This window comes from Amycolatopsis sp. NPDC051372, assembly GCF_040682095.1.
GTDB lineage: Bacteria > Actinomycetota > Actinomycetes > Mycobacteriales > Pseudonocardiaceae > Amycolatopsis.
This window is the reverse complement of sequence record NZ_JBFBAF010000054.1, coordinates 20345-45966: the sequence shown is the minus strand read 5'-3', so window position 1 is coordinate 45966 and position 25622 is coordinate 20345. Positions and strand designations below refer to the sequence as shown.

Here is a 25622-nt window from a genome sequence, read left to right as displayed (position 1 = left end):
CCGGCGTCGCCTTCTCCGCCGCGAAAATCAGATCGCCCTCGTTCTCACGATCCTCATCATCGACCACCACCACCGCACGACCCGCCGCGATGTCCGCGACCGCCGCCTCGATGGCGTCCGCGTCGAACACCGTGCCGGCACCGCAGGGCGTCCAGCCCGTCCGCGGCTCGGCCGCCTTCGTCTCGCTCACGGCTGCTCCTTCGTACCGTCGGACCGAACGTCAGACATTGTGCGCGCTCGCGGCCAGATGTGGGATCGCGAGCTTCTCGACGTACTTCGCGACGACGTCCACTTCGAGGTTCACGAGGTCGCCCGCCTCGCGCCGGCCCAGCGTCGTGGCCTCGAGCGTGGTGGGGATCAGCGCCACGGAGAACTGCTCGTCGGTGATCGAAGCCACAGTCAGCGACACACCGTCGACGGCGATCGAGCCCTTCTCGACGACGTACTTCGCCAGGCCCGTGGGCAGGGCGAACGTGGTCACGCCCGTGTCGTCGCGGGACAGGAAGACGCCCGTGCCGTCGACGTGGCCCTGCATGATGTGCCCGCCGAGCCGGCCGCCCGCGGGGGTGGCGCGCTCGAGGTTCACGGCGTCGCCCACGGCCACCTTGGCGAGGCTGGAGCGGGCGAGTGTCTCGTTCACCACATCGACGGTGAACCCACCCTCCGAGACGTCCACGACCGTCAGGCACACACCGCTGACGGCGATGGAGTCGCCGTGGTTCGCGTCGGACGTGACCAGGGGGCCACGCACCGTGAGCCGCGCCATGTTCGTGCCCTGCTCGACCGCGGTGACTTCGCCGATTTCCTCGACAATCCCGGTGAACACTGCTGCTGCCTCCTCGCCGCCGTCACCGTCCGAACCCGGTGATCCCTCCATCCAACACCCGCCCGCACCCCGAAGCTTCCCCGGGCGCGGGGTCAGTTCGCGCGGTGGCGCGCGGCCTGTTCACGCAGCGCCGCGACCGCCAGGCCCGGGTTGTCCGCTCCGTAGACAGCGGACCCGGCGACGAAGCAGTCGACGCCGGCTTCGGCGGCCTGCTCGATGGTCTCGGCGTTGATCCCGCCGTCGATCTCGACCACGAGCTTGAGGTGGCCGGTGTCGACGAGGCGGCGCGCGGTGCGCACCTTCTCCAGCACATCGGGGATGAACGACTGGCCGCCGAACCCGGGCTCGACGGACATCACGAGCAGCGTGTCGTAGTGCTTGAGGGTCTCGAGGTAGGGCTCGATCGGGGTGCCGGGCTTCACCGACAGGCCGGCCTTCGCCCCCGCCGCACGCAGGTCCTTCGCGAGCTTCACCGGGTCGTTCGCGGCTTCCACGTGGACCGTGACGTTGTAGGCGCCGGCCTCGGCGTAACCGATCGCCCAGCGATCCGGGTCGTCGATCATCAGGTGGCAGTCGATCGGCACGTCGGTGGACTTCAGCAGCGCCTCGACCACGGGCAGCCCGAGCGTCAGGTTGGGCACGAAGTGCGCGTCCATCACGTCCACATGGACCCAGTCGGCGCGGGTCTCCCCCGGGTGCGCGATCGCCGCGATCTCCTCGCCGAGCCGGGCGAAGTCCGCGGACAGGATGCTGGGTGCGATGAGGGGTCGATCGGCCACGCCCCGAGTCTAGGTCGGGCCTGTTAACCGTCGTGAACCGGCTGCGGCGGCCCGGTGTTCTCTTTTCGGACATCCATCGATCATCCGGATGATGCACGCGGAACACATGCACACGAACTAATAGCCCGTGCCGGAGTTTCCGGATTAATCACCATCCGAGGAGAAACTGCATGAGAACGCTCTTCGCCGGCCGCCGCAAGTGGCTGACCGCGGGCGCGCTCGGCGCCGCGCTGATCGCCGCGGCCCCGGTCGCCCTGGCGACTTCGGACACCGCGACGTCGCGCACGGCCTCCGCGGGTGACCGCACGCAAGACGTCCGCAACGCGATCCAGGGCGGCACCGCGCGCAACGTGATCCTGTTCATCGGCGACGGCATGGGCCAGTCGGAGATCACAGCGGCGCGCAACTACGAGCGCGGCGCGGCCGGGCGGCTCGCGATGGACGAGCTGCCGCTGACCGGCGACTACACCACGTACGCCGTGGAGCAGAACAACCCCGCCAAGCCGAACTACGTGACCGACTCGGCCGCGTCCGGCACCGGCTGGGCCACCGGCACCAAGACCTACAACGGCGCGATCTCGGTCGACGCGTACGGCAACCCCGTGCCGACGATTCTGGAGCTGGCCAAGCGCGGTGGCCTGCGCACCGGTGACGTCACCACCGCTGAGGTCCAGGACGCGACCCCGGCCGTGCTCGGCTCCCACGTGGTCAGCCGCGACTGCAAGGGCCCGGTCGAGACGACCGCCAAGTGCGCGCAGAACGCCAAGGAGAACGGTGGCGCCGGCTCGATCTCCGAGCAGCTGGTGCAGACCCGCCCCGACGTCCTGCTGGGTGGCGGCGCGGCCTTCTTCGACCAGAAGGTGACGGCCGGCAAGTTCAAGGGCAAGACCGTGCTGGACCAGGCGAAGGCGGCCGGCTACAACGTCGTCAACACCGCGGCTGATCTGGCGAAGGCGAAGAAGGGCAAGCCGGTTCTCGGCCTGTTCGCGCAGAACAACATGTCGGTGAACTGGACCGGCCCGGCCGCGGTCCACGGCGGCACGAAGCCGTCCCGTTGCACCCCGAACGCGGCGCTGCCGAAGACCCAGCCGAAGCTCGCCGACCAGACCCGCAAGGCGATCGAGCTGCTCGACGACCGCCACAGCGACAAGGGCTTCTTCCTGCAGGTCGAAGGCGCCAGCATCGACAAGCAGGACCACGCGGCCGACCCGTGTGGCCAGATCGGCGAGACGGTCGACTTCGACTCCGCGATCGCCGCGGGCCTGGCGTACGCCCGCAGCCACCGCGACACGCTCGTGCTCGTGACGGCCGACCACGGCCACAGCAGCCAGATCGTGGAGCCCACCGCCACCCCGGGCCTGACCGCGGCGCTGGTCACCAACGAGGGCTCGAACATGACGATCGCCTACGGCACCGCCGAGACGGGCGGCTCGCAGTCGCACACCGGCACCCAGGTCCGCATCGCGGGCTACGGGCCGCAGGCCGCGAACATCGTCGGGCTCACCAACCAGACGGACGTGTTCTCGACGCTGAAGCGCGCGCTGCACCTGCGCTGACGTTCTGCTGACGGGTGTGTCCCCGGTTTCCGGGGGCACACCCGTTTCTCATGCGCCGGGCAGCAGGTCGAGGACTTCCGACCAGGGCCGCCGGGGGTCGAGGCGGTGGAGGCGGACACCCGCCGACTTCAGCGTGTCCAGGTGACGCTGCCAGGCCGGGTGGTGCACCCGCGTGTCCTGGATCTGGTACGCCACCACGATCGTGATCCCGGGCGCCCCGAGGACGTCGCCGAGCAGGGTCAGCGCCTGGTTGTCGGCGATGCCCAGGGCGAGTTTGGCCAGGGAGTTGGCCGACGCGGGGGCGAAGAGGAACACCGACGGGTCCGGGTGGGGGCGCGGCTCGCCGGGCAGGCGCGAGACGCTGCGGACCGGCAGGTCGGTGGTGGCGGCCAGCTCGGTCAGCCCGCCCGTCGCCTCCAGCCAGCGGTGGGCGACGGGCGTCAGCGTGACCGCGAGCCGCCAGCCGCGCGTGGCGGCGGGGCGGGCCAGCTCGGCGGTGAACCGGGTGTCCAGCCCACCGCACGAGCTCGCGACCAGGCCGAGGTCTCTCACGGTTTGCGCAGGGTGGCGCAGAACATCGCGTCGGTGCCGTGGCGGTGGGGCCACAGCTGCACGTACGGGCCGTCGCCGAGCTGCGGCACGCCCGGGAAGAACTCGCGTGCGTCGAGGACTTCCGACTTGGTGCGGCGGGCGATCTCGCCGACGACGCCCTCGGTCTCGGCGAGGTGCGGCGAACACACGACGTAGGTGACCACACCGCCCGGCCGGACCAGGTCCAGCGCGGCCGTGAGCAGCTCGCCCTGCAGCTTGGTGAGGTCGGAGACGTCGCTGGGCTTGCGGCGCCAGCGGGCTTCCGGCCGCCGCCGCAGGGCGCCGAGGCCGCTGCACGGCGCGTCGACGAGCACGCGGTCGTAGCCCGGTTCGAGGCCGGACTCGCGGCCGTCGGCGACGTGCACCTTGACCGGCAGGCCGCGCGTCGCGTTCTCCACGAGCTTCGCGCGGTGCGGGGCCTTCTCGACGGCGTCCACGGTCGCGCCGGTGATCGCCGCGAGCGCGCCGAGCAGCGCGGCCTTGCCGCCGGGGCCGGCGCACAGGTCGAGCCAGCGTTCGTCGGAGCCTTCGAGCGGCACCTTCGTGGCGGCGATCGCGCACAGCTGGCTGCCCTCGTCCTGCACTGCGGCGAGGCGTTCGCGCACCGGCTCGACGTCGGCCGGGTCACCGGCGCCGGCGGGTAGGCGCACGCCGTAGGGCGAGTACGGGGCGACGTCGCCGCCCGTGATCGCGGCCAGCTCGTCGGCGCTGATCTCGCCGGGGCGCGCGACCAGGTGCACCTCGGGGCGGGCGTCGTCGGCTTCGAGCGCCGCCTTCAGCTCCGCGCCCTTGTCGCCCAGCGCTTCCGCGAACGAGCGCGCGACCCAGCGCGGGTGCGCCGTGCGCAGCGCGTACGAGCCGATCGGGTCGGCCGACTCGTCGGGCGCCAGCTCGTCGAGCCAGGCCTGTTCGTCCTTTGCGGACACCGAGCGCAGGATCGCGTTGGCGAAGCCAGTTGCCCACGAACCGGCTTCGGCGCGCACGAGGTCCACAGTGGACCCGACGGCCGCGTGCTCCGGGATGCGCGTGCGCAGCAGCTGGTAGACGCCGAGGCGCAGCGCGTCGAGCACCACCGGGTCCGTCTTCTCGATCGGCCGCTCGGCGCAGGCGCCGATCACGGCGTCGAGCAGGCCCTGGGCGCGCGAAGCGCCGTATGTGAGCTCCGTGGCCAGCGCCGCGTCGCGGCCGGAGATGCGACGTTCACGAAGCAGCTGCGGCAGCACGAGGTTCGCGTACGCGTCCTTCTCGCGCACCGCGCGCAGCACGTCGAACGCGACCTGGCGAGCCGGATCGACCTCCGGCGGACGGCGCGGTCCCTCTTTGCGCGGAGCCGGCCGGCCCCGCTGCGGCCTCGACGGCCGCCGTTCCCCACGCTCGTTCACCGCAGGCGCTCTCCCTCTTCGATCCGTGTACCGCGCGCCCAGTCGGTGGCCGCCATCCGTTTCTTGCCCGATGCCTGGACCTCGCCCAGCCGCACCGGTTTCGTCGCCGTGCCCACGAGCACGCGCTTGCGCTCGACCACGAGCTCGCCCGGCGGCGGGCCCGGTTCGTCGACCACCGTGACGGGCCCCAGCTTGAAGCGCTCGCCGCGGAACTCCGCCCACGCGCCCGGCTCCGGCGTCACCGCGCGGATCTGCCGGTCGACGGCCGCGGCCGGGTCCGCGAACGATACGCGAGCGTCTTCGACCGTCACCTTCGGCGCGTAGGTCATGGCGTCGGCGGACTGCTCGACGGCCCGCAGCGTGCCGTCCTCGATGCCGTCCATGGTGGACAGCAGCAGGTGCGCGCCCGACTCGGCGAGCCGGCCCAGCAGCGTGCCCGAGGTGTCCGCCGGGCCGATCTTCTCGGTGACGACGCCGAAGACGGGACCGGCGTCGAGCTCCTTGACGATGCGGAACGTGCTGGCGCCGGTGATCTCGTCACCCGCGCGGATCGCCGACTGCACCGGCGCGGCGCCGCGCCACGCGGGCAGCAGCGAGAAGTGCAGGTTCACCCAGCCGTGGACCGGGATGTCGAGCGCGGACTGCGGCAGCAGCGCCCCGTATGCGACGACGGGGCACGCGTCGGGCGCCAGCTCCGTGAGGCGCGCGAGGAACGCGGGGTCCCCGGCGCGCGCGGGCGTGAGCACCTCGATGCCGTGCTCGTCGGCGAGCGCCCCGACGGGCGAGCGCACGACGTGGCGGCCGCGCCCGGCCTGGGCGTCGGGGCGCGTCACCACCGCGACGACCTCGTGGCGGCCGGATTCGAGCAGAGCGCGCAGCGAGGGCACCGCGGGTTCGGGGGTACCGGCGAAAACGAGCCTCATCACCGCACCTCCGGAAGCGATTCGTACTGGTTGGACATCACGGTCGAGTCTAGAAGACCCGCGCGTCGCCGCGGCGGTGGTGCCAGGATCGGGGGATGACCACGCTCAAGCAGACCCTCCACGACGACCTCACCACCGCCATCAAGGCGCGCGACCAGCTCCGCTCCGCAACCCTGCGGCTCACTCTCTCGGCCATCGGCTACGAGGAAACCGCGGGCGACACCCACCGCGAGCTCTCCGACGACGAGGTGCAGAAGATCATCACCCGCGAGGTGAAAAAGCGCCGCGACGCCGCCGAGGCCTTCGCAGGCGCCGGCCGGGCCGAATCGGCCGACAAGGAGCGCGCCGAGGCGGAGATCCTCACGGGCTACCTGCCTGCGCAGCTGTCGGACGAGGAACTGACGGCACTGGTCACGGACGCGGTGGCGGCGACCGGCGCGTCCGGGATGGCGGGGATGGGCGCCGTGATGAAGGCCGTGCAGCCGAAGGTCGCGGGGCGCGCGGAAGGTGGCCGGGTGGCGGCGGAGGTGAAGAAGCAGCTGGCCGGTTGAGCGATTGTCACCGGCCAACGCATTGCGCGAAGGCGAGGTCGTCAGGTGGATTCCTTTGCCGAAAAGAGAAAACCCGGTCCCCGCCGTGTGCGGGACCGGGTTCCCGGCCGCCCGGGAATCGTGGTGTGGCAGGGAACGAGGGCGGCCTACCGGAGGGCGATGACGGCCAGGGTCGTCAGTCCGCCGAGGCCGCCGACCGCCATGACGACGCCCGCGAGCGCGGCGGCCGCCGCGGCGGTCTTCACGACGAAGCCGACGATCCGCCGCACGATCCGCACCGCGACGACGAACAGCACGAGGGCGATCACCAGCACGACCGTCGACGTGTCGGGGCCGCTCTCGCCGGCGGCGGCCGCCAGCGCGCTCATCGACGGCCTCGCCCGGCGCCGATCCGTTCGGCCGGCGGGATTTCGTGCGCGGCATCACGCCAGGCCTCGAACTCGCGGCGGGTTTCGAGGGCGCGCCGGCGTTCGGAACCCAGGCGCCAGGCCCACCGCCAGCCGACGGCGAGCGAGACCGCCGAGCCGAGCACGAGCACCAGAACCGCTTGTACGACAAGGCCGCTGAAGTCGGCGAGACTCAAGAGCACCAGCAGCGCCCACAGCTGCATCACGGTGAACGGGATCACCAGCGCCGCCGCGTAGACCCCGCGGCGCCAGCGAATCGGTTGCGGGGCGGGAAGAAACGGGTCCATGGCTGCCTCCGTCGTGAGTGTGTGCTACCAGGATTCCCCTGTGGCGCAGGGAAATCTGTGTCTGCAGACACGTTCGGGCAAAGTTCAGCGAGCGAGCCGGCCCAGTTCCGCGAACCGGTGGATCACGACCTGTCCGCGCGCGGTGCTGAGCACGCCGAGCCGGCGCAGTTCCCGCGTCACCCGGGCCCACGATTCGCGCGAAACCGCCGCGGTGGTCGCGAGTTCGGCCTGGGTGCCGGGGATCGCGATGACGATGTCGTCGCCCCGGCGCACCCCGTGCTGCACGGCCAGCTGCATCAGCTGCGCCGCGACGCGCCGGGTGATCGTGCCGCCGCCGACGTCGAGCCGCTGCCGGCCGATGTCGCGCATGCGGTCGGCCACGACCAGCAGCAACGCCCAGGAGATCGCCGCTTCGCGCCGGCACAGCGCGGCGAAGCGGGCGGCGGGCAGGACGAGCGCGTCGAGGTCGTCCAGCGCCGCCACGGTCGCCGAGCGCGGGCCGCCGTCGATCGCGCCGAGCTCGCCGACCACGTCGCCCGCGCCGCGCACGGCGATCACGATCTCGCGGCCGTCGGAAGTCGCGTTGGTGATCCGGACATGGCCGGAGAGCAGGAGCACCACCACCGCGGCCCGGTCGCCTTCGCGGCACACCACGTCGCCCCGGCGGTAAGTGCGGCGGACCGCCAGCTCCGCCACCTTGCCGCGGTCGGCCTCGCCCAGCGCCGGCCAGAATCCGGTCGTCTCCACGGGGTCACCTCCCGGCTCGTCAGGCGGTGAGCCCCGTCCTGGGGCTGCCGGCCCCGGCCCAGTCGGCGGTGCGGAGCCAGCCCCGCATCCGTCTGCCGCCCACCCGCACGTGGAACGCGTCGGTGAACGCGGTGCGGTCGATGCCGTCGTAGTCGTGGCGGACCACCGACCAGTGGATGGCCTCGGAGACGGCCAGCGCGAGCGGCCCGTCGGCAGTGCGCAGCCGGCGCCGCAGGTCGGCGGCGTCGAGCAGCCGGCAGGCGAGGTCTACGTCCTCGCCGTAAGGGCCGTGGAGGTCGTAGTGCACCTCGCCGGCGTGGATCGCGACCCGGAGCCGGAAGGCCTCGTCGGGTCTGTCGTCGTTGTGCCGCGCGAGCAGCTCCGCCAGGGCGGGCACCACCTCGGCGAGCAGGACCGTCTTCGGCGCCTCGTCGACCGGCCGGACCAGGCACAACGCGCCATCGCCGCGGTCAACGAAGGGGTCCCGGAACCCCTCCGCGATCCCCCCAGCGCGGAACGCCTCGTCGAGCAGGTCGAACAGAATCGCGCGCAGCCGGGCCCGAGCGGGGTTGGTGCGGGTGGTCGACCCCTCGATGTCGACCACCACGATCGCTCGATGCAGTGGCACGTGCAAAACACTGGTGTCCATGGCCGACCCCCTGTTCAGGTGGTTCCTGAAATCCAGTAGACTTCCATAGATCGAACTATAGAGGCTGTGATTGAACCTGAACAGGGCCTTAGACTTAAGTTCTCCCTAAGAGTTTGCCGATCCGCGGACTGAACAACCCCTTACTCACCCGCTGGAACGGTCCCGGCGAGCCCCTCAAGCCGGGTCAGTACTCTCCGTGTACAATCTCCGTCACTCGCATTCCAGTGGACTTCACTGAAAGGTCTGAAGTCGTGTCCCAGCCGAGCCCCGCCCTCGCCGGACGCCTCCGCGCGCTGCGGAAGGAGACCTGGCCCGGGGTGCAGATCACCCAACGCCAGCTCGCCGACGTGTTCGGGGTGAGCAACACGCTGCTCTCGTCATGGGAGAACACCAGCAACCCGGTGTCGCCGCCCATGCTCCGGCTCGACGCGTACGCCACGTTCTTCGCCACCCGCCGGTCGATCGAGGGGCAGTCGTTCCGCCTGCTGGCGGCCGAGCAGCTCACCGAGCAGGAGCAGCGCGGACGCGAGGACCTGCTCGCCGAACTGACCGCGCTGCGCGGCGGCTCCCACGAGGCCACGGGCTCGGCCGATTTCGCGCCGGGCAACGTCTGGCGGTTCCCGCCGAACGAAGACGTCGTGATCGTCGACGCGCAGTTGCCCGAAGAAATGCGGATCGGCTACGCGGATCCTGCCAGTCCCGACTACTCCCGGCTCTTCAGCTACGCCGATCCGGACGCGCTGATCGAGCTGTACGGCCACATCCGGGCCTGCAATCCCACCAGCAACGTCTCCTTCCGCACCGCGAATCCCCGGGTCCCCCTGCGCCCCAAGGACTACACGGCGCACCTCGTGCTGCTCGGCGGCGTCGACTTCAACCCGCAGACCCGCGAGCTGCTCAACTTGATCGACGCGCCGGTGCGGCAGATCGGCCGGGGCGGCCCCGGCCAGGACGTGCCGGGCAGCTTCGAGGTGACCCGCACGGACGGCACGACCGAAACCTTCAAAGCCCAGACGTCAGACGACGACACCCTCGTCGCCGACGTCGCGCTCTTCTACCACGGAGTCAACCCGCTCAACCGCAAACGCACCGTCACCGTGTGCAACGGGATGTACGGCCGGGGAACCCTCGGAGCCGTGCGAGCGCTGACCGACCCGCGTTTCCGCGATCGCAACCAGGCCCACCTGGAAGCGCGATTCGCCCACGCGGACTCCTTCAGCATCATCAGCCGCGTGCCCATCTTCAACAACCAGGGGCTCACCCCCGACTGGACGCTGGCGGAGCACCGGCTGCACGAATGGCCAGAAACGAGCTGAGATGATCACTGCCGTCGGAGCGCCGGCGCAGCACTCCACCCACCGGCGCCTGCTGGCCGAGGTCTGTACCGGGAGGACTCCCCAGGCCGAGCTGGACGCGATCGTCGTGCCCAACGGCCGCGACGAGCACGCGCTGGACCACACCTGGACCATCGCCCGGGAGCTCGACGCGCCGGTGCTGCTGCTCTGCAGCCAGAAGGCGAGCGCCGACCGGGTCGTGCTGGCGGCGAAGCAAGCCAGGGTGCGGGCCTTCGCGATCGACACCGACGGGCTCCCCCCGGGTGTCCTGCCCGACTTCGCCGCGTCTCAGCTGTTGCGGGAGCACAGGCTGCTCCGCGGCGCCGACACCAGCCTCAAACGCAACCTGGGCCTGCTCGTCGCCGGCCTCGCAGGCTGGCAGCGCGTGCTGTTCCTCGACGACGACATCACACTGCCCCGGCCCACCGACCTGCGCGAGGCCTCGGGTCTGCTGGGCGACCACGCGGCCGTCGGCCTGACGAACACCGGCATGCCGGACAACTCCGTGGTGTGCCACGCCTACCGTGAGTCGGGCGGGCGGCAGGACACGTTCGTCGGCGGCGGTGCGCTGGTCGTGGGCGAGCGGTGTTTCGACTCGTTCTTCCCGGACCTCTACAACGAGGACTGGTTCTTCCTGCTGGGCGACAGAAGGCTGCGGCCGACCGCGCTCACGGGGAGCGCGCACCAGGCGGAGTACGACCCGTACAACCAGGTCCGGGCCGAGTCCGAGGAACTGGGCGACACGCTCGCCGAGGGCGTCTACGGCCTACTCGACCAGGGTCTCGGCCTCGAAGCCGCGACGGAGGGCTACTGGAAGAGGTTCCTCGAGGTCCGCCGGAACTTCATCCGCACGGCGCTGCTCCAGGTTTCCGAAGCGGCCGGGCTGGATTTCGTCAGGCGCGACAACATGACCGAAGCGCTGCGCACCGCGTTGCGCCGCAACGAGGAAATGATCACGCCGGAGCTGTGCGCGGATTTCTTGCGAGCGTGGCAGGAAGACCGGGTGACGTGGTGCGCGCACGTGGCCGGCCTGCACGACCAGCACGTGACCGGCGACGTGGATGCCGCGTTCCAGACCCTCGGCATCGCCGACCTCGTGCTGCGGAGCTGACTCAGAGGGTCTTCACCAGCACGTGGCACAGCTCGGCTTCGGACACGGTGCGGCCGTCCGGGAGGAAGTGCTCGGCGTAGCAGACGACCGTGCCGTGCCCCCAGTCCTGGTAGTCCAGGCGGTCGTACAGCCGGGCCGCGTCCGCGTTGTCCGTGCGCACGGCCAACGCGGCGCGCCGGTGCCCGAGGCTCGCCAGCAGGCCCTCGGCCGCGCGGACCAGCGCCCGGCCGACGCCGCGGTTGCGCGCGGCCGGCAGGACTTCCACGTGCGTCAGCAGCGGGACGCCCGGCAGCCGGCTGCGGATAGGCGGCTCCTCGGCGTCCTCGAGCCACAGGTACAGGGCCCCGACCGGCCGATCCGCCCACCACGCGGTGAACAGGACGCCCAGCCCCTCGGCCTGCCGCCCGAGCCGGTCGGCGAAGTACTCTTCCGCGCCGAGCGCGACGCTCAGCGCCTTGACGTCGGTCGGTTCGGCGGCCCGGATCATCGCCTCGGCCGCGGGTTCCCCTTCGCCGGACGGGCAGCCGTCGGCGTCGCGCGGATCGGTCCTGAACATCGCGCCTCCAGCGTAGGGGGACCCGGCGAAAGCGCGCAGCCAGCGAAAGGAGCAGTCCCGGCGCGCGCACGGAGCAGCGCCGCGGGCGTGCTTCAACCCGCCGGGCCCTCCCCCGACCGCCTTCCACATGCCCGATCAAGGCCGAAACGAAACGGGCCGGCCGGGCAGTGGTCCGAACAACGTTCACGAACCCGACCTTTCGACCGTCGTCCGGTGCCCCTCGCCCGGGGTGTGGGAGAGGACTGCACCACCCAAGCCGGCCCGGACGGTGCCGGCGGATCCAGCCGGATCCGCGCCGGATCAGCGCTCCTTCGAGCACTTCGCCGGGCCGCTGTTTCGTGGAGCAAGGCAGCCCGAGCTGCCTGGGGAAGCCACGCCCGCCAGACCGCGCAGGCCACAGAGCAAGGCAAGGCCGCCCACCCAGCAACTCAAGCACAGCCGAATCCCCACCCGGCTCCGCTGCCTTGCGGGCACCCCGGCGCGCCGCCGTTTGACAGCACAACGCAGCCCGAGCTTCCCCTCGGGAAGCCACGCCCGCCGGACCGCGCAGCCACAGAGCGGGGCAAGTCCCCGCTCAAGCCGTCGTCTAGATCAGCTCCAGCGGATCCAGCTGAATCCGCACCGGCTCGGCCGCCTTGCGGGCGTCGCGGCGGGCCGCGGCGTCGTGGAGCAGAGCGGCCAGCGTTTTGCCCTCCGGCCGCGCCACACGGACCAGAGCGCGTTCGCGGGAGGCGTTGCCGTCGGCGTCGAAGTCGCCCAGGGGGACGGGGCCGAGGACTTCGCCGGTGTCGGGCAGGGGCAGGTCGTCGAGGACGGAGGCGACGGCGTCGGGCGTGCCTTCGACGCTGGCCATGCGCATGGCGGGCGGGAAGCCCAGTTCGCGGCGCTGGCCGAGCTCCAAGGCGGCGTGCCAGGCCGGGTCCCAGCGGACCAGGGCCTGGACCACGGATAGGCCGGCCTCGGCGCCCACCACGATCCGGCCGCCCGAAGCGGCCGGGCGCACCAAGGCGCCCGCGGCCATCCAGCGACGCAAGGTTTCCTCGGCTGCGCGCAGGTCCTGGCGGCCGAGCAGGGCCCAGCCGTCGAGGAGCAGGGCGGCGCCGTAGCCGCCCTCGGCGACGGGTTCGGCTCCGGGGGTGCAGACCACCAGCGCGGGGCGTCCGGGCACCGTCGCCAGCACCTCGGCCGCGCCGGATGTACGCACAGGGACGCCCGGGAAGGCCCGGCCCAGTTCCTCCGCCGTGCGCTTCGCGCCCACGATCACCGCGCGCAGCCGCACGGAACCGCAAGCCTGGCAACGGAATGCGGTCTCCGGCACGCCGCACCAGCGGCACGCGGGCGGCTTCGGCGCGCCGTCCACCGAGCCGCCGGGCAGCGCCAGCGGACCGGCGCAACGGCGGCAGTGCGCGGGCGTGCGGCAGTTGCCACAGGCCAGGCCCGGGACGTAGCCGCGCCGGGGCACCTGGACCAGCGCCGGGAGCCCGGCGGCGAACGCCTGGCGCGCCGCCTCGAAGGCCACCGCGGGCAGGCGGGCAACGCGCGCGGCTTCGTCGCGGGCGACGTCGAAGTCTTCCCCCACCGGCGTCACGCGCGGGGCGGCCGCGCGCAGCTCGGCGCGGTCGGCCAGCACGGCCTGCGCCCAGCCCGACTCCACGAGCAGCTGCGCCTCCGCCGTGCGCGCGAAACCGCCGACCAGCAGCGACGACTTCGTGGCGTGCGCGCGGTCCATGAGCACGTCGCGCACGTGCGGGTAAGGCGCGTGCGGGTCGAGGTGCAGGTCGTCGCCGTCGTCCCACACGACGAACAGGCCCGGGTCGGCCACCGGCGCGAACATCGCCGCGCGCGTGCCCACCACGACCCGGACACCGCCACGCAGCACGGCGAGCCAGCGCCGATACCGCTCCGCGGGCCCGAGCCCGGCGATCAGCGCCACCACGGCGTCCTCGCCCATCAGCGCCGCGCACGCCTCGTGCACCCGCGTGAGGTCCCGGTGGTCCGGCACGACGAGCACCGCGCCCCGGCCGCACGACGCCGCCACCGCCGCGGCCTCCGCGAGCCGGCGCGGCCAGTCCTCGCCCGGCAGGGCTTGCCACACCGCGTTGGCCGGCTTGCCGTCGGCCACGGCGTCCAGGAACGCCGGACCCCACTGGTACCGCGACCACGCCGACACGTCCGGCACGTCCGGCGACGGCGCCGGTTCGGAAGCGGGCTCGGCCTCGGCTTTGGCGTGCCGCGGCGGCAAAGCCAGCCGCAGCACGTCGGACAGGGTGCCGCCGTAGCGGTCGGCCACCGACCGGCACACGGCGTGCAGCGAAGGCGGCAGCACCGGCTCACTCGACGTGACGCGCTCCAGGTACGCCAGCTTCCGCTCGTACTCCGTGGTGTCCGTGCGCTCCACGAGGTAGCCGTCGACGAGCTGCCCCGCGAACCGCACGCGCACGCGGCAACCCGGCACCGCGGCCTCGTGCAGCTTGTCGGGCACCTGGTAGTCGAACGTCCGGTCCAGGTGCGCCAGCGGGATGTCCACCACGATCTTGGCCACGGGCAGCTCGGGCGCCGGCTGTTGCGCCCCTTTGCGCGACGGAGCCTTCTTCGCGGCCGCATTGCCTGCCTTCCTGGCCACGGCCGCCGGCTTTCCGGCGCGCGGTGAGGAGGCCTTCGGCTCCGAGGCGGAGCGCGAAGGCTCCGGGAGGTCCCACAGCGGGGCGGGTTCGGAGCTGCTCACCCCGAGATCTCTACCAGACCCCACCGACGGTCCCGCCGCCAGAACGCCCCAATGCCGCTTTCGGTGCGCCCACCGCACCCCATGCCGCGTCGGGGTGCGGTGGACAGGTGGTTCGAGCGTGCCGCCGCCGCAAAGCAGTGAAGGGCTCCTTGGGGGAATCCGATTCCCCCAGGAGCCCTTCGCCGGCAGCCAGAACTACCGGAAAACTCAGGCGCCCGCCAGCGAACGCAGCGCGTCGGCCCGCGCGGTGCTCTCCCACGGCAGGTCGAGATCCGTGCGGCCGAAGTGGCCGTACGCGGCGGTCGGCGCGTAGATCGGGCGCAGCAGGTCGAGGTCGCGGATGATCGCGGCCGGACGGAGGTCGAAGACCTCGCTGATCGCGTCCTGGATCTTCGTCGGGTCCACCGTCTCGGTGCCGAAGGTCTCCACGAACAGCCCCACCGGCGCGGCCTTGCCGATCGCGTAGGCCACCTGCACCTCGACGCGCCCGGCCAGCCCGGCGGCGACCACGTTCTTCGCCACCCAGCGCATCGCGTACGCCGCGGAGCGGTCGACCTTGGACGGGTCCTTGCCCGAGAAGGCGCCACCGCCGTGGCGGGCCATGCCGCCGTAGGTGTCGACGATGATCTTGCGGCCGGTCAGGCCGGCGTCGCCCATCGGGCCGCCGATCACGAAGCGGCCGGTCGGGTTGACCAGCAGGCGGGTGCCGGCTGTGTCGAGACCCAGCTCGGCCAGCTCCGGCTCCACCACGTGCTGCTTCACGTCGACGCCCAGCATCTGCTCCAGGTCGATGCCGTCGGCGTGCTGCGTGGACACGACCACCGTGTCGAGACGCACGGGCTGCTCACCCGCGTACTCGATGGTGACCTGGGTCTTGCCGTCCGGGCGCAGGTACGGCAGCACGCCGTCCTTGCGGACCGCGGTCAGCCGACGCGACAGTCGGTGGGCCAGCGCGATCGGCAGCGGCATCAGCTCGGGCGTGTCCGAGCACGCGTAACCGAACATCAGGCCCTGGTCGCCGGCGCCCTGGCGGTTGATCTCGTCCTCGTCGGACTCGACGCGCGACTCGTATGCGGTGTCGACGCCCTGCGCGATGTCCGGCGACTGGGAGCCGATCGCCACGTTCACGCCGCACGAGTTGCCGTCGAAACCCTTGGCCGACGAGTCGTAGCCGATCCGCAGGATCACGTCCCGCACGATGGTCGGGATGTCGGCGTAGGCCTCGGTGGTCACCTCGCCGGCCACGTGCACCTGGCCCGTGGTGATCATGGTCTCGACGGCGACCCGGCTGCGCGGGTCCTTGGTGAGCAGGCCGTCGAGGATCGAGTCGCTGATGGCGTCACAGATCTTGTCGGGATGGCCCTCGGTCACCGATTCCGACGTGAACAGCCTTTTGGTGGACGCAGTCACGACCTCGTCACTTCCCTCGGTTTCGGCTCGGTACCCGCGAACTTAGGTACCCCTTACACGGCCCTACATTACCCAGAAGGCCTAGTGCTGGAGTCGACGTTCGCGCAAGCTTGTTACAGCGTCCCACACAGTGGCCGCGAGCCGCGCCTTCGCGCCGAGCGGGATCGCCTGCTCGGTGCCGTCCGCGGCCAGCAGCCAGCCGGAGTTGTCCTCCGTGCCGAACGCCTTGCCGTCGCCCACCGCGTTGACCACCAGCAGGTCGGCGCCCTTGCGCCGCAGCTTCGTGCGCGCGTGGTCGAGCACGCTGCCGTGCTCGTCGCCCGTCTCGGCGGCGAACCCGACCACCGTCTGGCCCTCGCGACGGCCCTGGACCAGCTCGGCGAGGATGTCGGCATTGCGGTCGAGGGTGATCACGGGGTCGGGCGAGTCGTCGGACTTCTTGATCTTGTAGTCGGCCCGCGTGGCCGGCCGGAAGTCGGCGACGGCGGCGGCCATCACGACCACGTCGGCGTCCGCGGCGGCCGCGTGCACGGCCTTGCGCAGCTCCTCCGCGCTCGACACGCGCTCCACGCGCGCACCGGCGGGCTGGGGCAGCTCGACGGTGTGGGCGGCGATCAACGTCACGTCGGCACCACGCTGCGCGGCCACGCGCGCGAGTGCGAAACCCTGCTTGCCCGACGAACGGTTGCCCAGGTAGCGGACCGGGTCCAGCGGCTCGCGCGTGCCGCCCGCGGAGACGACCACGCGCAGGCCCTCGAGGTCGCGCGGCAACGCGCGGGGCTCGTCGAGCAACAGGCGGGCCAGGTCCACGATCTCGGCCGGGTCGGCCAGCCGGCCCTTGCCGGTGTCGACGCCCGTGAGGCGCCCGGCGGCGGGCTCGGTCACGACCATGCCGCGCGACCGCAGCAGCGCCACGTTGTCCTGCGTGGCCCGGTGCTCCCACATCTCCGTGTGCATCGCCGGGAAGAAGGCGACCGGGCACCGGGCGGTGAGCAGGGTCGTGGTGAGGAGGTCGTCGGCGATGCCGTGCGCGGCCTTGGCCAGCAGATTGGCAGTCGCCGGGACGATCAGCACGAGGTCGGCTTCCTTGCCGACGCGAACGTGCTGCACCTCGGGCACCTCCGTGAACACCCCGGTGTGCACCGGGTGTCCCGAGAGGGCCTCGAAGGTGGCCGCGCCGATGAAGTTCAGCGCGGCCTCGGTGGGCACCACGCGAACGTCGTGCCCGGACTCGGTGAGGCCTCGCAGGACCTCACAGGCCTTGTAGGCGGCGATGCCGCCGCCCACGCCCAGGACGATCCTGGGCTTGGTGTCACTCACCCTCGGTGTGCTCGAGCAGGCCACCGTGGATCTCGCGCAGCGCGATCGACAGCGGCTTCTCGCGGGGGCCCGGCTCCACGAGGGGGCCGACGTACTCCAGCAGACCCTCGCCCAGCTGGGCGTAGTAGTCGTTGATCTGACGCGCGCGCTTGGCCGAGTAGATCACCAGCGCGTACTTCGAGGAGACCTTTTCGAGCAGGTCGTCGATCGGCGGGTTGGTGATGCCCTCGAGCTCTTCCAGCATCGCCTGTTGAACAGCCACTCGTGCTACTCCGTATCGTCCAGGATATCGGCGGCAGAGGAATCGCCACCGGTAATCAAGTCTAGCAACCGCGCCGCGGCGGCCCCCACGTCGGCGTTCACGAGCCGGACGTCGAACTCGCCCGCGGCCGCCAGTTCGCGTTCCGCCTCGGCGAGGCGGGCCTGCACCGCGGCCTCGGATTCCGTGCCACGCCCGGTGAGCCTGCCGACCAGCTCGTCCCACGACGGCGGCATCAGCATCACGAGCCGGGCCTCCGGCATGGCCGCCCGGACCTGCCGCGCGCCCTGCAATTCGATCTCCAGCACGGCGGGCCGGCCGGCCGCCAGTGCCCGCTCCACGGGCTCGCGCGGCGTGCCGTAGCAGTTGCCCGCGAACTCCGCCCACTCCAGCAGCAGCCCGTCGGCGACCATCCGGTCGAACTCGGCCCGCTCCACGAAGTGGTAGTGGCTCCCGTCGACCTCTCCGGGCCTCGGCTTCCGCGTCGTGACCGAGACGCTGAAGTAGATGTCCGGTTCGAGCCTGCGCAGCTCCCCCACCACGCTCGACTTCCCGACCCCGGAAGGCCCCGAGACGACGGTGAGCCGGTGCCGGGAGGTATCCCCCGCCACCGGCTCACCGTCGCGGTCGGTGCCCCGGATCACCGGGTAGTCCTGACCGACGCCGCTCACTCTCCGCTGAACTCGGCCAGCAGCGCCTTGCGCTGCCGGTCGCCGAGTCCGCGGAGCCTGCGGCTGGGCGCGATCTCCAGTCGTTCCATGGTCTGCTGGGCACGAACCTTGCCGACGCCGGGGAGAGCCTCGAGCAGGGCCGAAACCTTCATCTTGCCGAGGACTTCGTTCTCCTCGGCCTGCTTCAGCACGTCGACCAGAGTGGTACCGCCCCGCTTCAGCCGCTCCTTCAGCTCAGCACGGATGCGGCGGGCGGCGGCGGCCTTCTCCAGCGCCGCAGCACGCTGTTCCTCTGTCAGCTGGGGAAGTGCCACGTTTTCCTCCGGTAGTTCTCAAATCTGGGTGGGTGACGCGACGGTACCCACCCTTGAGCAGGCGCCACAATGCGGGGGTGGCTGGTGGAGGCCGATTCCGGGGCCTGCTATTGGTCTTTTTCGGCTGTGCGGCCCAGCAGCGCCGTGACCCGGACGACCTCGCGGCGCATGGCCTCGGGGTCCGGACCGTGGCGCAGCAGGTCGCGCGAAGACGCCGGCAGCACCCCCGGCAGATCGGGCCCGAAGACTGCCCTTAAGTCCGCCACAGTTGCCCCCTGGGCGCCGAACCCGGGCGCGAGCACGGGCCCGGCGAGCCGGGAAAGGTCCAGCTCACCGGGGCTGATCGTGGCTCCTACGACCACGCCGACGTCGCCGAGGGGCTCGGCACCGGCGTTGTGGTCCGCGGCCGCGTCGACGATGCTCTGGGCCACCGTGCGGCCGTCCGCCAGCCGCGCGCTCTGCAGCGCGTGGGCCTCCGGGTTCGACGTGCGCGCGAGCACGAACAGGCCGGTACCCGCCGCCGTGGCGGCCGCCACGGCGGGATCGAGCGCGCCGAACCCGAGATACGGCGAAACCGTGGCCGCGTCGGCCTTGAACGCCGCCCCCTCGGCCACGTAGGCGGCCGTGTAGGCCGCCATTGTGGAGCCGATGTCGCCGCGTTTGACGTCGAGCAGCACGAGCGCACCGGCGTCGTGGGCCGCGTCCACGACGCGTTCGAGCACCGCCACGCCGGGCGGGCCGAACGCCTCGAAAAACGCCGACTGCGGCTTCACGATCGCCGTCGCGGCCGCCAGGACCTCCGTGGCGCCCAGCGCGAACCGTTCCAGACCACTCACGTCCAGGGACAGGCCCCAGGACTCGATCAGGCCCGGATGCGGGTCGATGCCGGCGCACAGCGGCCCGCGTTCCGCGACCGCCTTCGCCAGCCGGGCCCCGAACCGCTGCCCGCTCACGTCGTGGCCTTCAGGGCCGCCTGGAGGCTCTGGAGGCTGCGCACCCCGATGTCACCCCGGATGAGCGCTTCGATGCCGTGCACGGCCGCCGCCGCGCCCTGCACGGTGGTGATGCACGGGATGTCGCGCGAAACCGCCGCGGTGCGGATCTCGTAGCCGTCGATGCGCGGGCCGCTGTTCCCGTACGGCGTGTTGATGACCATCTCGACGCCGCCGGCGAGGATCACGTCCACGATGTTGGGCTCGGCTTCGGTGCTGCCCTCGTAGTGCTTGCGCACCACCGTGCAGTCGACTCCGTTGCGCCGCAACACTTCGGCGGTGCCGGACGTCGCCAGGATCTCGAACCCGAGGTCCGCCAGCCGCTTCACCGGGAAGACCATCGAGCGCTTGTCGCGGTTGGCCACCGAGACGAACACGCGCCCGGACGTCGGCAGCGAGCCGTACGCCCCGCTCTGGGACTTCGCGAACGCCTTCCCGAAGGACACGTCCACACCCATCACCTCGCCCGTGGACTTCATCTCCGGGCCCAGCAAGGAATCCACGCCGTGGCCCTCCGGCGTGCGGAACCGGTGGAACGGCAGCACGGCCTCCTTGACCGCCACCGGCGAGTCGGCCGGCATCCGGCCGCCGTCGCCCTCCGCGGGCAGCACACCCGAGGCGCGCAGGTCCTTGATCGTCGAGCCGGTCATCACCAGCGCCGCCGCCTTCGCGAGCGGCACCGCGGTGGCCTTCGAGACGAACGGCACCGTGCGCGAGGCGCGCGGGTTCGCCTCCAGCACGTACAGCACATCGTCCTTGAGCGCGTACTGCACGTTCAGCAGGCCGCGCACACCCACGCCGCGGGCGATCGCCTCCGTGGAGCGGCGCACCTCTTCGAGGTCGGTGGCACCGAGCGTGATCGGCGGCAGCGCGCACGAGGAGTCACCGGAGTGGATGCCGGCCTCCTCGATGTGCTCCATCACGCCGCCGAGGTAGAGCTCCTCGCCGTCGAACAGGGCATCGACGTCGATCTCGATCGCGTCGTCGAGGAAGCGGTCCACGAGCACCGGGTGCTCGGGCGTGACCTCGGTGGCGCGGCGGATGTAGCCGGCGAGGGTCTCCTCGTCGTAGACGATCTCCATACCGCGCCCGCCGAGCACGTAGGACGGCCGCACGAGCACCGGGTAGCCGATCTCGTCGGCGATCCGCTTGGCGCCCTCGAACGAAGTCGCCGTGCCGTACTTCGGCGCCGGCAGCCCGGCGTCGCCGAGCACCTCGCCGAACGCGCCGCGGTCCTCGGCCAGGTTGATGGCCTCGGGCGGCGTGCCGACCACCGGCACGCCGGCGTCGGCCAGGCGCTTCGCGAGCCCCAGCGGGGTCTGGCCGCCGAGCTGCACGATCACGCCCGCGACGGTGCCCGACTGCTGCTCCGCGTGCACGACCTCGAGCACGTCCTCGAAGGACAGCGGCTCGAAGTACAGGCGGTCGGAGGTGTCGTAGTCGGTGGAGACGGTCTCGGGATTGCAGTTGACCATGACGGCCTCGAACCCGGCCTCGCGCAGCGCGATCGCGGCGTGCACGCAGGAGTAGTCGAACTCGATGCCCTGCCCGATCCGGTTCGGACCGGAGCCGAGGATGAGCACCTTCGGCTTGTCACCCTGCGCCACGACCTCCGACTGCGCCGCGGGGTCGGTCTCGTAGGCCGAGTAGTGGTACGGCGTGTCCGCCTTGAACTCGGCCGCGCACGTGTCCACGGTCTTGAACACCGGCCGCACGCCGAGGCGGTGGCGCAGCGAGCGCACGCCGTCCTCCCCCGCCAGTTCGGGGCGCAGCGCGGCGATCTGGCGGTCGGACAGGCCCGTGCGCTTGGCGCGGCGCAGCAGCTCGCCGTCGAGCACCGGCGCGTCGCGCACCTCGGACCCGACCTCGCCGATCAGCGCGATCTGGTCCACGAACCACGGGTCGATGCCGCTGGCCTCGTGCACCTGCTCGACGGTGGCGCCCAGGCGCAGCGCCCGCTCCACCTCGTACAGCCGGCCCTCGTGCGGCACGCGCAGCGAGTCCAAAGTGGACTCCATCGTCACGCCCTCGGGGTCCGGAAGCGTCCAGAAGCCGGTGGCCTTGGTCTCGATCGACCGCATGGCCTTGCCGAGCGCCTCGGGGAAGCTCCGGCCGAAGGACATCGCCTCGCCGACGCTCTTCATGGTGGTCGTGAGCGTCGGGTCCGCGCCGGGGAACTTCTCGAAGGCGAAGCGCGGGATCTTCACCACGACGTAGTCGAGCGTCGGCTCGAAGGCCGCCGGGGTCTCGCCGGTGATGTCGTTCTGAATCTCGTCGAGCGTGTAGCCGATGGCGAGCTTCGCGGCGATCTTGGCGATCGGGAAGCCGGTGGCCTTCGACGCGAGCGCCGACGAGCGGGACACCCGCGGGTTCATCTCGATCACGACCATGCGCCCGTCGTCCGGGTTGATCGCGAACTGGATGTTGCAGCCGCCGGTGTCCACGCCGACCTCGCGCAGCACGGCGATGCCGACGTCGCGCATCACCTGGTACTCGCGGTCGGTGAGCGTCATCGTGGGCGCGACGGTGACGGAGTCGCCCGTGTGGACGCCCATCGCGTCGACGTTCTCGATCGAGCAGACGACCACGACGTTGTCGCTCTTGTCGCGCATCAGTTCGAGCTCGTACTCCTTCCAGCCGAGCACGCTCTCCTCGATGAGCACCTCGGTGACCGGCGACTCGCTCAGGCCGGTGGACGCCAGGCGCTCCAGCTCCTCGGGCGTGTAGGCCAGGCCGGAACCGAGGCCGCCCATGGTGAACGACGGCCGGATCACGACCGGCAGGCCGAGCTCGGCGACGGTGGCGCGCACGTCCTCCATCGTGTTGCAGACGCGGCTGCGCGGGACCTCGGCGCCGATCGTGCGCACGATGTCCTTGAACTTCTGCCGGTCCTCACCGCGCTGGATGGCGTCGATGTCGGCGCCGATCAGCTCCACACCGTACTTCTCGAGCACGCCGCGCTCGTGCAGCGCGACCGCGCAGTTGAGCGCCGTCTGGCCGCCCAGCGTCGCGAGGATGGCGTCGGGCCGTTCCTGCGCGATGACCTTCTCCACGAAGTCCGGCGTGACCGGCTCGATGTAGGTGGCGTCGGCGAACTCGGGGTCGGTCATGATGGTGGCCGGGTTCGAGTTCACCAGGCTCACGCGCAGGCCCTCGGCCCGCAGCACCCGGCAGGCCTGCGTGCCCGAGTAGTCGAACTCGGCGGCCTGCCCGATCACGATCGGCCCGGAGCCGATCACCAGCACGTGCTGGATGTCCGTCCTCTTCGGCATCAGGCCTTCTTCTCCATCAACTCAACGAACTCGTCGAACAGGGGCGCCGCGTCGTGCGGTCCGGCCGCGGCTTCGGGGTGGTACTGCACCGAGAACGCCGGTACGTCGAAGGCGCGCACGCCCTCGACGGTGTCGTCGTTGGGGCAGTAGTGGCTGATCTGCGCGGCGCCGTAGGGCGACTCGAACCGCTGGCCGGGCTCGCCTTCGAGCGCGAAGCCGTGGTTCTGCGCCGTGATCGCGACACGGCCGGTGGCCACGTCGATCACCGGGATGTTGATGCCGCGGTGGCCGTAGCGCATCTTGTACGTGCCCAGCCCCAGCGCGCGGCCGAGAATCTGGTTGCCGAAGCAGATGCCGAACAGCGGGATCTCGTGCTCCAGCACGGCCTTCGTGAGCGCGGTGGCGTGCGTGGTGGTCGCGGGGTCGCCCGGGCCGTTGGAGAGGAAGACGCCGTCGGCCTCGACCGCGAGCAGCTCCTCGACCGTGGTCGCGGCGGGCAGCACGTGGACCTCGATGCCGCGCTGCGTCATCAGGCGCGGGGTGTTGGACTTGATGCCCAGGTCGAGCGCGGCGACGCGGAAGCGCCGTTCGCCTCGTGCCTCGACGACGTAGGGCTTGTCCGTGGAGACCTCGCCCGCGAGGTCGGCGCCCTTCATCTGCGGGCTCGCCAGGACCTCGGCCACCATCTGCTCGTCGCTGCCCAGCGCGTCGCCGGAGAACACGCCCGCGCGCATCGCGCCCTGCTCGCGCAGGTGGCGGGTGAGCGTGCGCGTGTCGACCTCGGAGATGCCGACGATGCCCTGGCGGGCCAGCTCCTCGTCGAGGCCGCGCTTGCTGCGCCAGTTGGACGGCGTGCGGGCCGGGTCGCGCACCACGTAGCCCGAGACCCAGATGCGGGCCGACTCGTCGTCCTCGTCGTTCCAGCCGGTGTTGCCGATCTGCGGCGCCGTCTGCACCACGATCTGCCGGTGGTAGGACGGGTCGGTCAGGGTCTCCTGGTAGCCGGTCATGCCGGTGCAGAACACCGCCTCGCCGAGCGTCCGCCCGCGCGCGCCGTAGGCCGCGCCGCGGAAGACCCGGCCGTCCTCCAGAACCAGGGCGGCGGGGACGCGAGTGCCGTTCGCGGTGCTCACTGGGCACCTCCCTTGATGTCGTGATCCGAGTTGTCGGGGGAAAGCTGTTCGATCCACTGTGGATAGTCGTCGAGGTCGTCGCCGCGGAAACCGGTGTCGAGATCGGCGTCTCCCAGGCGCCAGGTGATGACGAGCAGCGCGTCGGTGCCCATCACCTTCCCGGCGATCTTCGAGTCGCGGCGGATCCCGGTGACCGCCTCGCGCGGGATCCAGAAGTCAGGCGCGCCGCCGCGTTCCACCGCGATGCCGCCCGGGTGCAGGCGCCAGACCGCACCGGTGCGCAGTCCCGCGCCCCGCGTGACGACCCGGTCCTGCCAGTTGCCGGCGGTGGTGGTGCTGACGTAGAGCCCGGCCGACTCCAGCACGATCTCACCGGGATCCCCGGGAATTCCCGGGAACGGCGGCACCTGCGCGCTCTGCGAGCGCGACTTGCGCCGCCAGCCCACCCACATGCCCCACAGGCACAGGAGGAAGAAGACGACGATCCCCAGCACGAGGAGGAACCGTTCCATCAGCAGATCTTCCCTTCGCGCGCGGTGATCCGCCCGCGCAGCACGGTGGCCGTCACCACGGCGGGCAGCCGCATTCCCTCGTACGGGGTGTTCGCGGAGATGCTCGCGAGCTCAGCCCCGCGCACCGTCCACTCCGCACCGGGGTCGACGAGGGTCAGGTTCGCCGGCTCGCCGACCTCGAGCGGGCGGCCGTGGTCGGGCAGGTTGCCGATCGCGGCGGGCCGCTCGCTCATCACGCGGGCGACGCCGCGCCAGTCGAGCAGGCCCGGCTCCACCATCGCACGGACGACGACCGAGAGCGCGGTCTGCAGGCCCAGCATGCCCGGGCGCGCGGCGCTCCACTCGGTGTCCTTGTCCTGCACGGCGTGGGGCGCGTGGTCGGTGGCAACGCAGTCGATCACGCCCTCGGCCAGCGCGGCGCGCAGCTTCTCGACGTCGCCGCCGGTGCGCAGGGGCGGGTTCACCTTGTTCACCGGGTCGTAGGTGGCCAGGCGTTCGTCGGTGAGCAGCAGGTGGTGCGGCGTGACCTCGGCCGACACCTTGGTGCCCCGGTCCTTCGCCCAGCGCAGGACGTCGACCGTGCCCGAGGTGGACACGTGGCAGACGTGCAGGCGCGCTTTGGCGTGCAACGCGAGCAGGCAGTCGCGCGCGACGATCGACTCCTCGGCCGAAGCCGGCCAGCCCGGGTAACCCAGGCGGGCGGAGTTCTCGCCCTCGTTGGCCTGCGCGCCGACCGTGAGCCGCGGCTCCTCGGCGTGCTGCGCGATCACGGCGTCGAGCGCGGTCGAGTACTCCAGCGCGCGGCGCATCAGCAGCGGGTCGGCCACGCACACGCCGTCGTCGGAGAACACGCGCACGGCGGCGGTGCCCTTGGCCATCGTGCCGAGCTCGGCGAGCTTCTCGCCCTTGAGCCCCACCGTGACGGCGCCGACCGGGTGCACGTCGACCAGGCCGGCCTCCTGCCCGCGGCGCCACACGTGGTCGGTCACGAGCGCGTTGTCGGCCACCGGGTCGGTGTTGGCCATGGCGAACACGGCCGTGTAGCCGCCCAGCGCCGCCGCGGCCGAGCCGGTTTCGATGGTCTCGGTGTCCTCGCGACCGGGCTCGCGCAGGTGGGTGTGCAGGTCGACGAACCCGGGCAGCAGCACCTGGCCCCCGGCTTCGACCACCTCGGCGTCTTCGGGGACCTCGACGGCACCGATGGCCGTGATCACGCCGTCCTGGATCAGGACGTCGACCGGTTCGCCCTCCCCGTACGGGCGGGCGCCCTTGATCACCAAGCTCACGCTGCGGCTCCTGTGTCTTGCGGGACATC

The 25622-nt window shown here is 71.7% G+C and carries 26 protein-coding genes; 4 read left to right on the top strand and 22 right to left on the bottom strand.

Translation table 11 applies throughout. The features are described 5' to 3' along the window. The 3 genes from AB0M56_RS47510 to rpe all read right to left on the bottom strand — a co-directional run. Window positions 1-190, bottom strand: a 190-nt coding sequence (locus AB0M56_RS47510) for a 3,4-dihydroxy-2-butanone-4-phosphate synthase (protein ID WP_364189350.1), incomplete at its 3' end; no start/stop codon positions are given. Window positions 191-220: 30 nt separating this feature from the next. Then, window positions 221-826, bottom strand: coding sequence for a riboflavin synthase (locus AB0M56_RS47505; protein WP_364189353.1), 606 nt, complete (start codon window positions 824-826; stop codon window positions 221-223). 92 nt (window positions 827-918) lie between these two features. Beyond that, window positions 919-1605 carry a ribulose-phosphate 3-epimerase gene (rpe, locus tag AB0M56_RS47500; RefSeq protein WP_220238483.1) on the bottom strand — a complete coding sequence of 229 codons (687 nt, stop codon included), beginning with the start codon at window positions 1603-1605 and terminating at the stop codon, window positions 919-921. A gap of 170 nt (window positions 1606-1775) precedes the next feature. Here rpe and phoA point away from each other — a divergent pair, with 170 nt between their 5' ends. Next, complete coding sequence (gene phoA / locus AB0M56_RS47495; RefSeq protein WP_364189346.1) at window positions 1776-3161, top strand: alkaline phosphatase; 1386 nt, start codon at window positions 1776-1778, stop codon at window positions 3159-3161. Between the two features lie 48 nt (window positions 3162-3209). On the opposite strand, the gene AB0M56_RS47490 is transcribed toward phoA, so the two are convergent. Genes AB0M56_RS47490 through fmt form a run of 3 tightly spaced genes read right to left on the bottom strand, consistent with a single transcriptional unit; the run spans window position 3210 to window position 6057 of the window. Then, entirely contained in the window at window positions 3210-3713 is a 504-nt protein-coding gene (locus AB0M56_RS47490; protein WP_220238481.1) for a flavoprotein, read from the bottom strand. After that, entirely contained in the window at window positions 3710-5134 is a 1425-nt protein-coding gene (locus AB0M56_RS47485) for a transcription antitermination factor NusB (RefSeq protein ID WP_364189343.1), read from the bottom strand. The genes AB0M56_RS47490 and AB0M56_RS47485 overlap by 4 nt, the downstream gene beginning before the upstream one ends. After that, window positions 5131-6057 (bottom strand): methionyl-tRNA formyltransferase, encoded by a 927-nt coding sequence (fmt, locus tag AB0M56_RS47480; protein ID WP_364189341.1) that lies wholly within the window; start codon window positions 6055-6057, stop codon window positions 5131-5133. Before fmt ends, AB0M56_RS47485 begins: the two co-directional genes overlap by 4 nt. Window positions 6058-6152: 95 nt before the next feature. On the opposite strand from fmt, the gene AB0M56_RS47475 reads away from it, so the two are divergent. Next, a complete protein-coding gene (locus AB0M56_RS47475) occupies window positions 6153-6608 on the top strand; it encodes a GatB/YqeY domain-containing protein (RefSeq protein ID WP_364189338.1) in 456 nt (151 codons plus the stop codon). A 146-nt stretch (window positions 6609-6754) separates the two neighbouring features. On the opposite strand, the gene AB0M56_RS47470 is transcribed toward AB0M56_RS47475, so the two are convergent. From AB0M56_RS47470 to AB0M56_RS47455, 4 genes are all read right to left on the bottom strand, one after another. Beyond that, on the bottom strand, window positions 6755-6976 hold the full coding sequence (locus tag AB0M56_RS47470) for a hypothetical protein (RefSeq protein ID WP_364189335.1): 222 nt from the start codon (window positions 6974-6976) through the stop codon (window positions 6755-6757). Continuing rightward, window positions 6973-7302, bottom strand: coding sequence for a hypothetical protein (locus AB0M56_RS47465; RefSeq protein ID WP_364189332.1), 330 nt, complete (start codon window positions 7300-7302; stop codon window positions 6973-6975). The genes AB0M56_RS47470 and AB0M56_RS47465 overlap by 4 nt, the downstream gene beginning before the upstream one ends. A gap of 84 nt (window positions 7303-7386) precedes the next feature. Then, window positions 7387-8049, bottom strand: a complete 663-nt coding sequence (locus tag AB0M56_RS47460) for a Crp/Fnr family transcriptional regulator (protein ID WP_364189329.1) — start codon at window positions 8047-8049, stop codon at window positions 7387-7389. A 19-nt stretch (window positions 8050-8068) separates the two neighbouring features. Beyond that, window positions 8069-8698, bottom strand: coding sequence for a hypothetical protein (locus AB0M56_RS47455; RefSeq protein ID WP_364189326.1), 630 nt, complete (start codon window positions 8696-8698; stop codon window positions 8069-8071). Window positions 8699-8949: 251 nt separating this feature from the next. Here AB0M56_RS47455 and AB0M56_RS47450 point away from each other — a divergent pair, with 251 nt between their 5' ends. After that, window positions 8950-10014: a helix-turn-helix transcriptional regulator gene (locus AB0M56_RS47450; RefSeq protein ID WP_364189323.1), complete on the top strand. Its 1065-nt coding sequence runs from the start codon at window positions 8950-8952 to the stop codon at window positions 10012-10014. Between the two features lies 1 nt (window position 10015). Next, window positions 10016-11143, top strand: a complete 1128-nt coding sequence (locus AB0M56_RS47445; protein ID WP_364189320.1) for a hypothetical protein — start codon at window positions 10016-10018, stop codon at window positions 11141-11143. A 1-nt stretch (window position 11144) separates the two neighbouring features. Here the strand turns inward: AB0M56_RS47445 and AB0M56_RS47440 are convergent, their stop codons facing one another. The 12 genes from AB0M56_RS47440 to AB0M56_RS47385 all read right to left on the bottom strand — a co-directional run bounded on the left by AB0M56_RS47440 (window position 11145) and on the right by AB0M56_RS47385 (window position 25593). Beyond that, window positions 11145-11699, bottom strand: a complete 555-nt coding sequence (locus AB0M56_RS47440; RefSeq protein WP_364189317.1) for a GNAT family N-acetyltransferase — start codon at window positions 11697-11699, stop codon at window positions 11145-11147. 586 nt (window positions 11700-12285) lie between these two features. Beyond that, window positions 12286-14424 carry a primosomal protein N' gene (locus AB0M56_RS47435; protein WP_364189314.1) on the bottom strand — a complete coding sequence of 713 codons (2139 nt, stop codon included), beginning with the start codon at window positions 14422-14424 and terminating at the stop codon, window positions 12286-12288. Between the two features lie 207 nt (window positions 14425-14631). Then, a complete protein-coding gene (gene metK, locus AB0M56_RS47430; protein ID WP_364189311.1) occupies window positions 14632-15834 on the bottom strand; it encodes a methionine adenosyltransferase in 1203 nt (400 codons plus the stop codon). Window positions 15835-15915: 81 nt separating this feature from the next. Next, a complete protein-coding gene (gene coaBC, locus AB0M56_RS47425) occupies window positions 15916-17154 on the bottom strand; it encodes a bifunctional phosphopantothenoylcysteine decarboxylase/phosphopantothenate--cysteine ligase CoaBC (protein ID WP_364189308.1) in 1239 nt (412 codons plus the stop codon). Continuing rightward, window positions 17147-17398: a DNA-directed RNA polymerase subunit omega gene (gene rpoZ / locus AB0M56_RS47420; RefSeq protein WP_220247522.1), complete on the bottom strand. Its 252-nt coding sequence runs from the start codon at window positions 17396-17398 to the stop codon at window positions 17147-17149. Before rpoZ ends, coaBC begins: the two co-directional genes overlap by 8 nt. A gap of 23 nt (window positions 17399-17421) precedes the next feature. Then, complete coding sequence (gene gmk, locus AB0M56_RS47415) at window positions 17422-18084, bottom strand: guanylate kinase (RefSeq protein WP_364189305.1); 663 nt, start codon at window positions 18082-18084, stop codon at window positions 17422-17424. Then, window positions 18081-18398, bottom strand: a complete 318-nt coding sequence (mihF, locus tag AB0M56_RS47410) for an integration host factor, actinobacterial type (RefSeq protein ID WP_003096398.1) — start codon at window positions 18396-18398, stop codon at window positions 18081-18083. Before mihF ends, gmk begins: the two co-directional genes overlap by 4 nt. A 107-nt stretch (window positions 18399-18505) precedes the next feature. Next, complete coding sequence (gene pyrF / locus AB0M56_RS47405; protein WP_364189303.1) at window positions 18506-19351, bottom strand: orotidine-5'-phosphate decarboxylase; 846 nt, start codon at window positions 19349-19351, stop codon at window positions 18506-18508. Continuing rightward, complete coding sequence (carB, locus tag AB0M56_RS47400; protein ID WP_364189300.1) at window positions 19348-22662, bottom strand: carbamoyl-phosphate synthase large subunit; 3315 nt, start codon at window positions 22660-22662, stop codon at window positions 19348-19350. Before carB ends, pyrF begins: the two co-directional genes overlap by 4 nt. Further along, window positions 22662-23795 carry a glutamine-hydrolyzing carbamoyl-phosphate synthase small subunit gene (gene carA, locus AB0M56_RS47395; protein ID WP_364189297.1) on the bottom strand — a complete coding sequence of 378 codons (1134 nt, stop codon included), beginning with the start codon at window positions 23793-23795 and terminating at the stop codon, window positions 22662-22664. Before carA ends, carB begins: the two co-directional genes overlap by 1 nt. Beyond that, entirely contained in the window at window positions 23792-24307 is a 516-nt protein-coding gene (locus AB0M56_RS47390) for a transporter (RefSeq protein ID WP_364189294.1), read from the bottom strand. Before AB0M56_RS47390 ends, carA begins: the two co-directional genes overlap by 4 nt. Beyond that, the gene (locus AB0M56_RS47385) at window positions 24307-25593 is read right to left on the bottom strand and encodes a dihydroorotase (protein WP_364189292.1); all 1287 of its coding nucleotides are present in this window, start codon (window positions 25591-25593) and stop codon (window positions 24307-24309) included. The genes AB0M56_RS47390 and AB0M56_RS47385 overlap by 1 nt, the downstream gene beginning before the upstream one ends. Window positions 25594-25622: the final 29 nt, after the last annotated feature.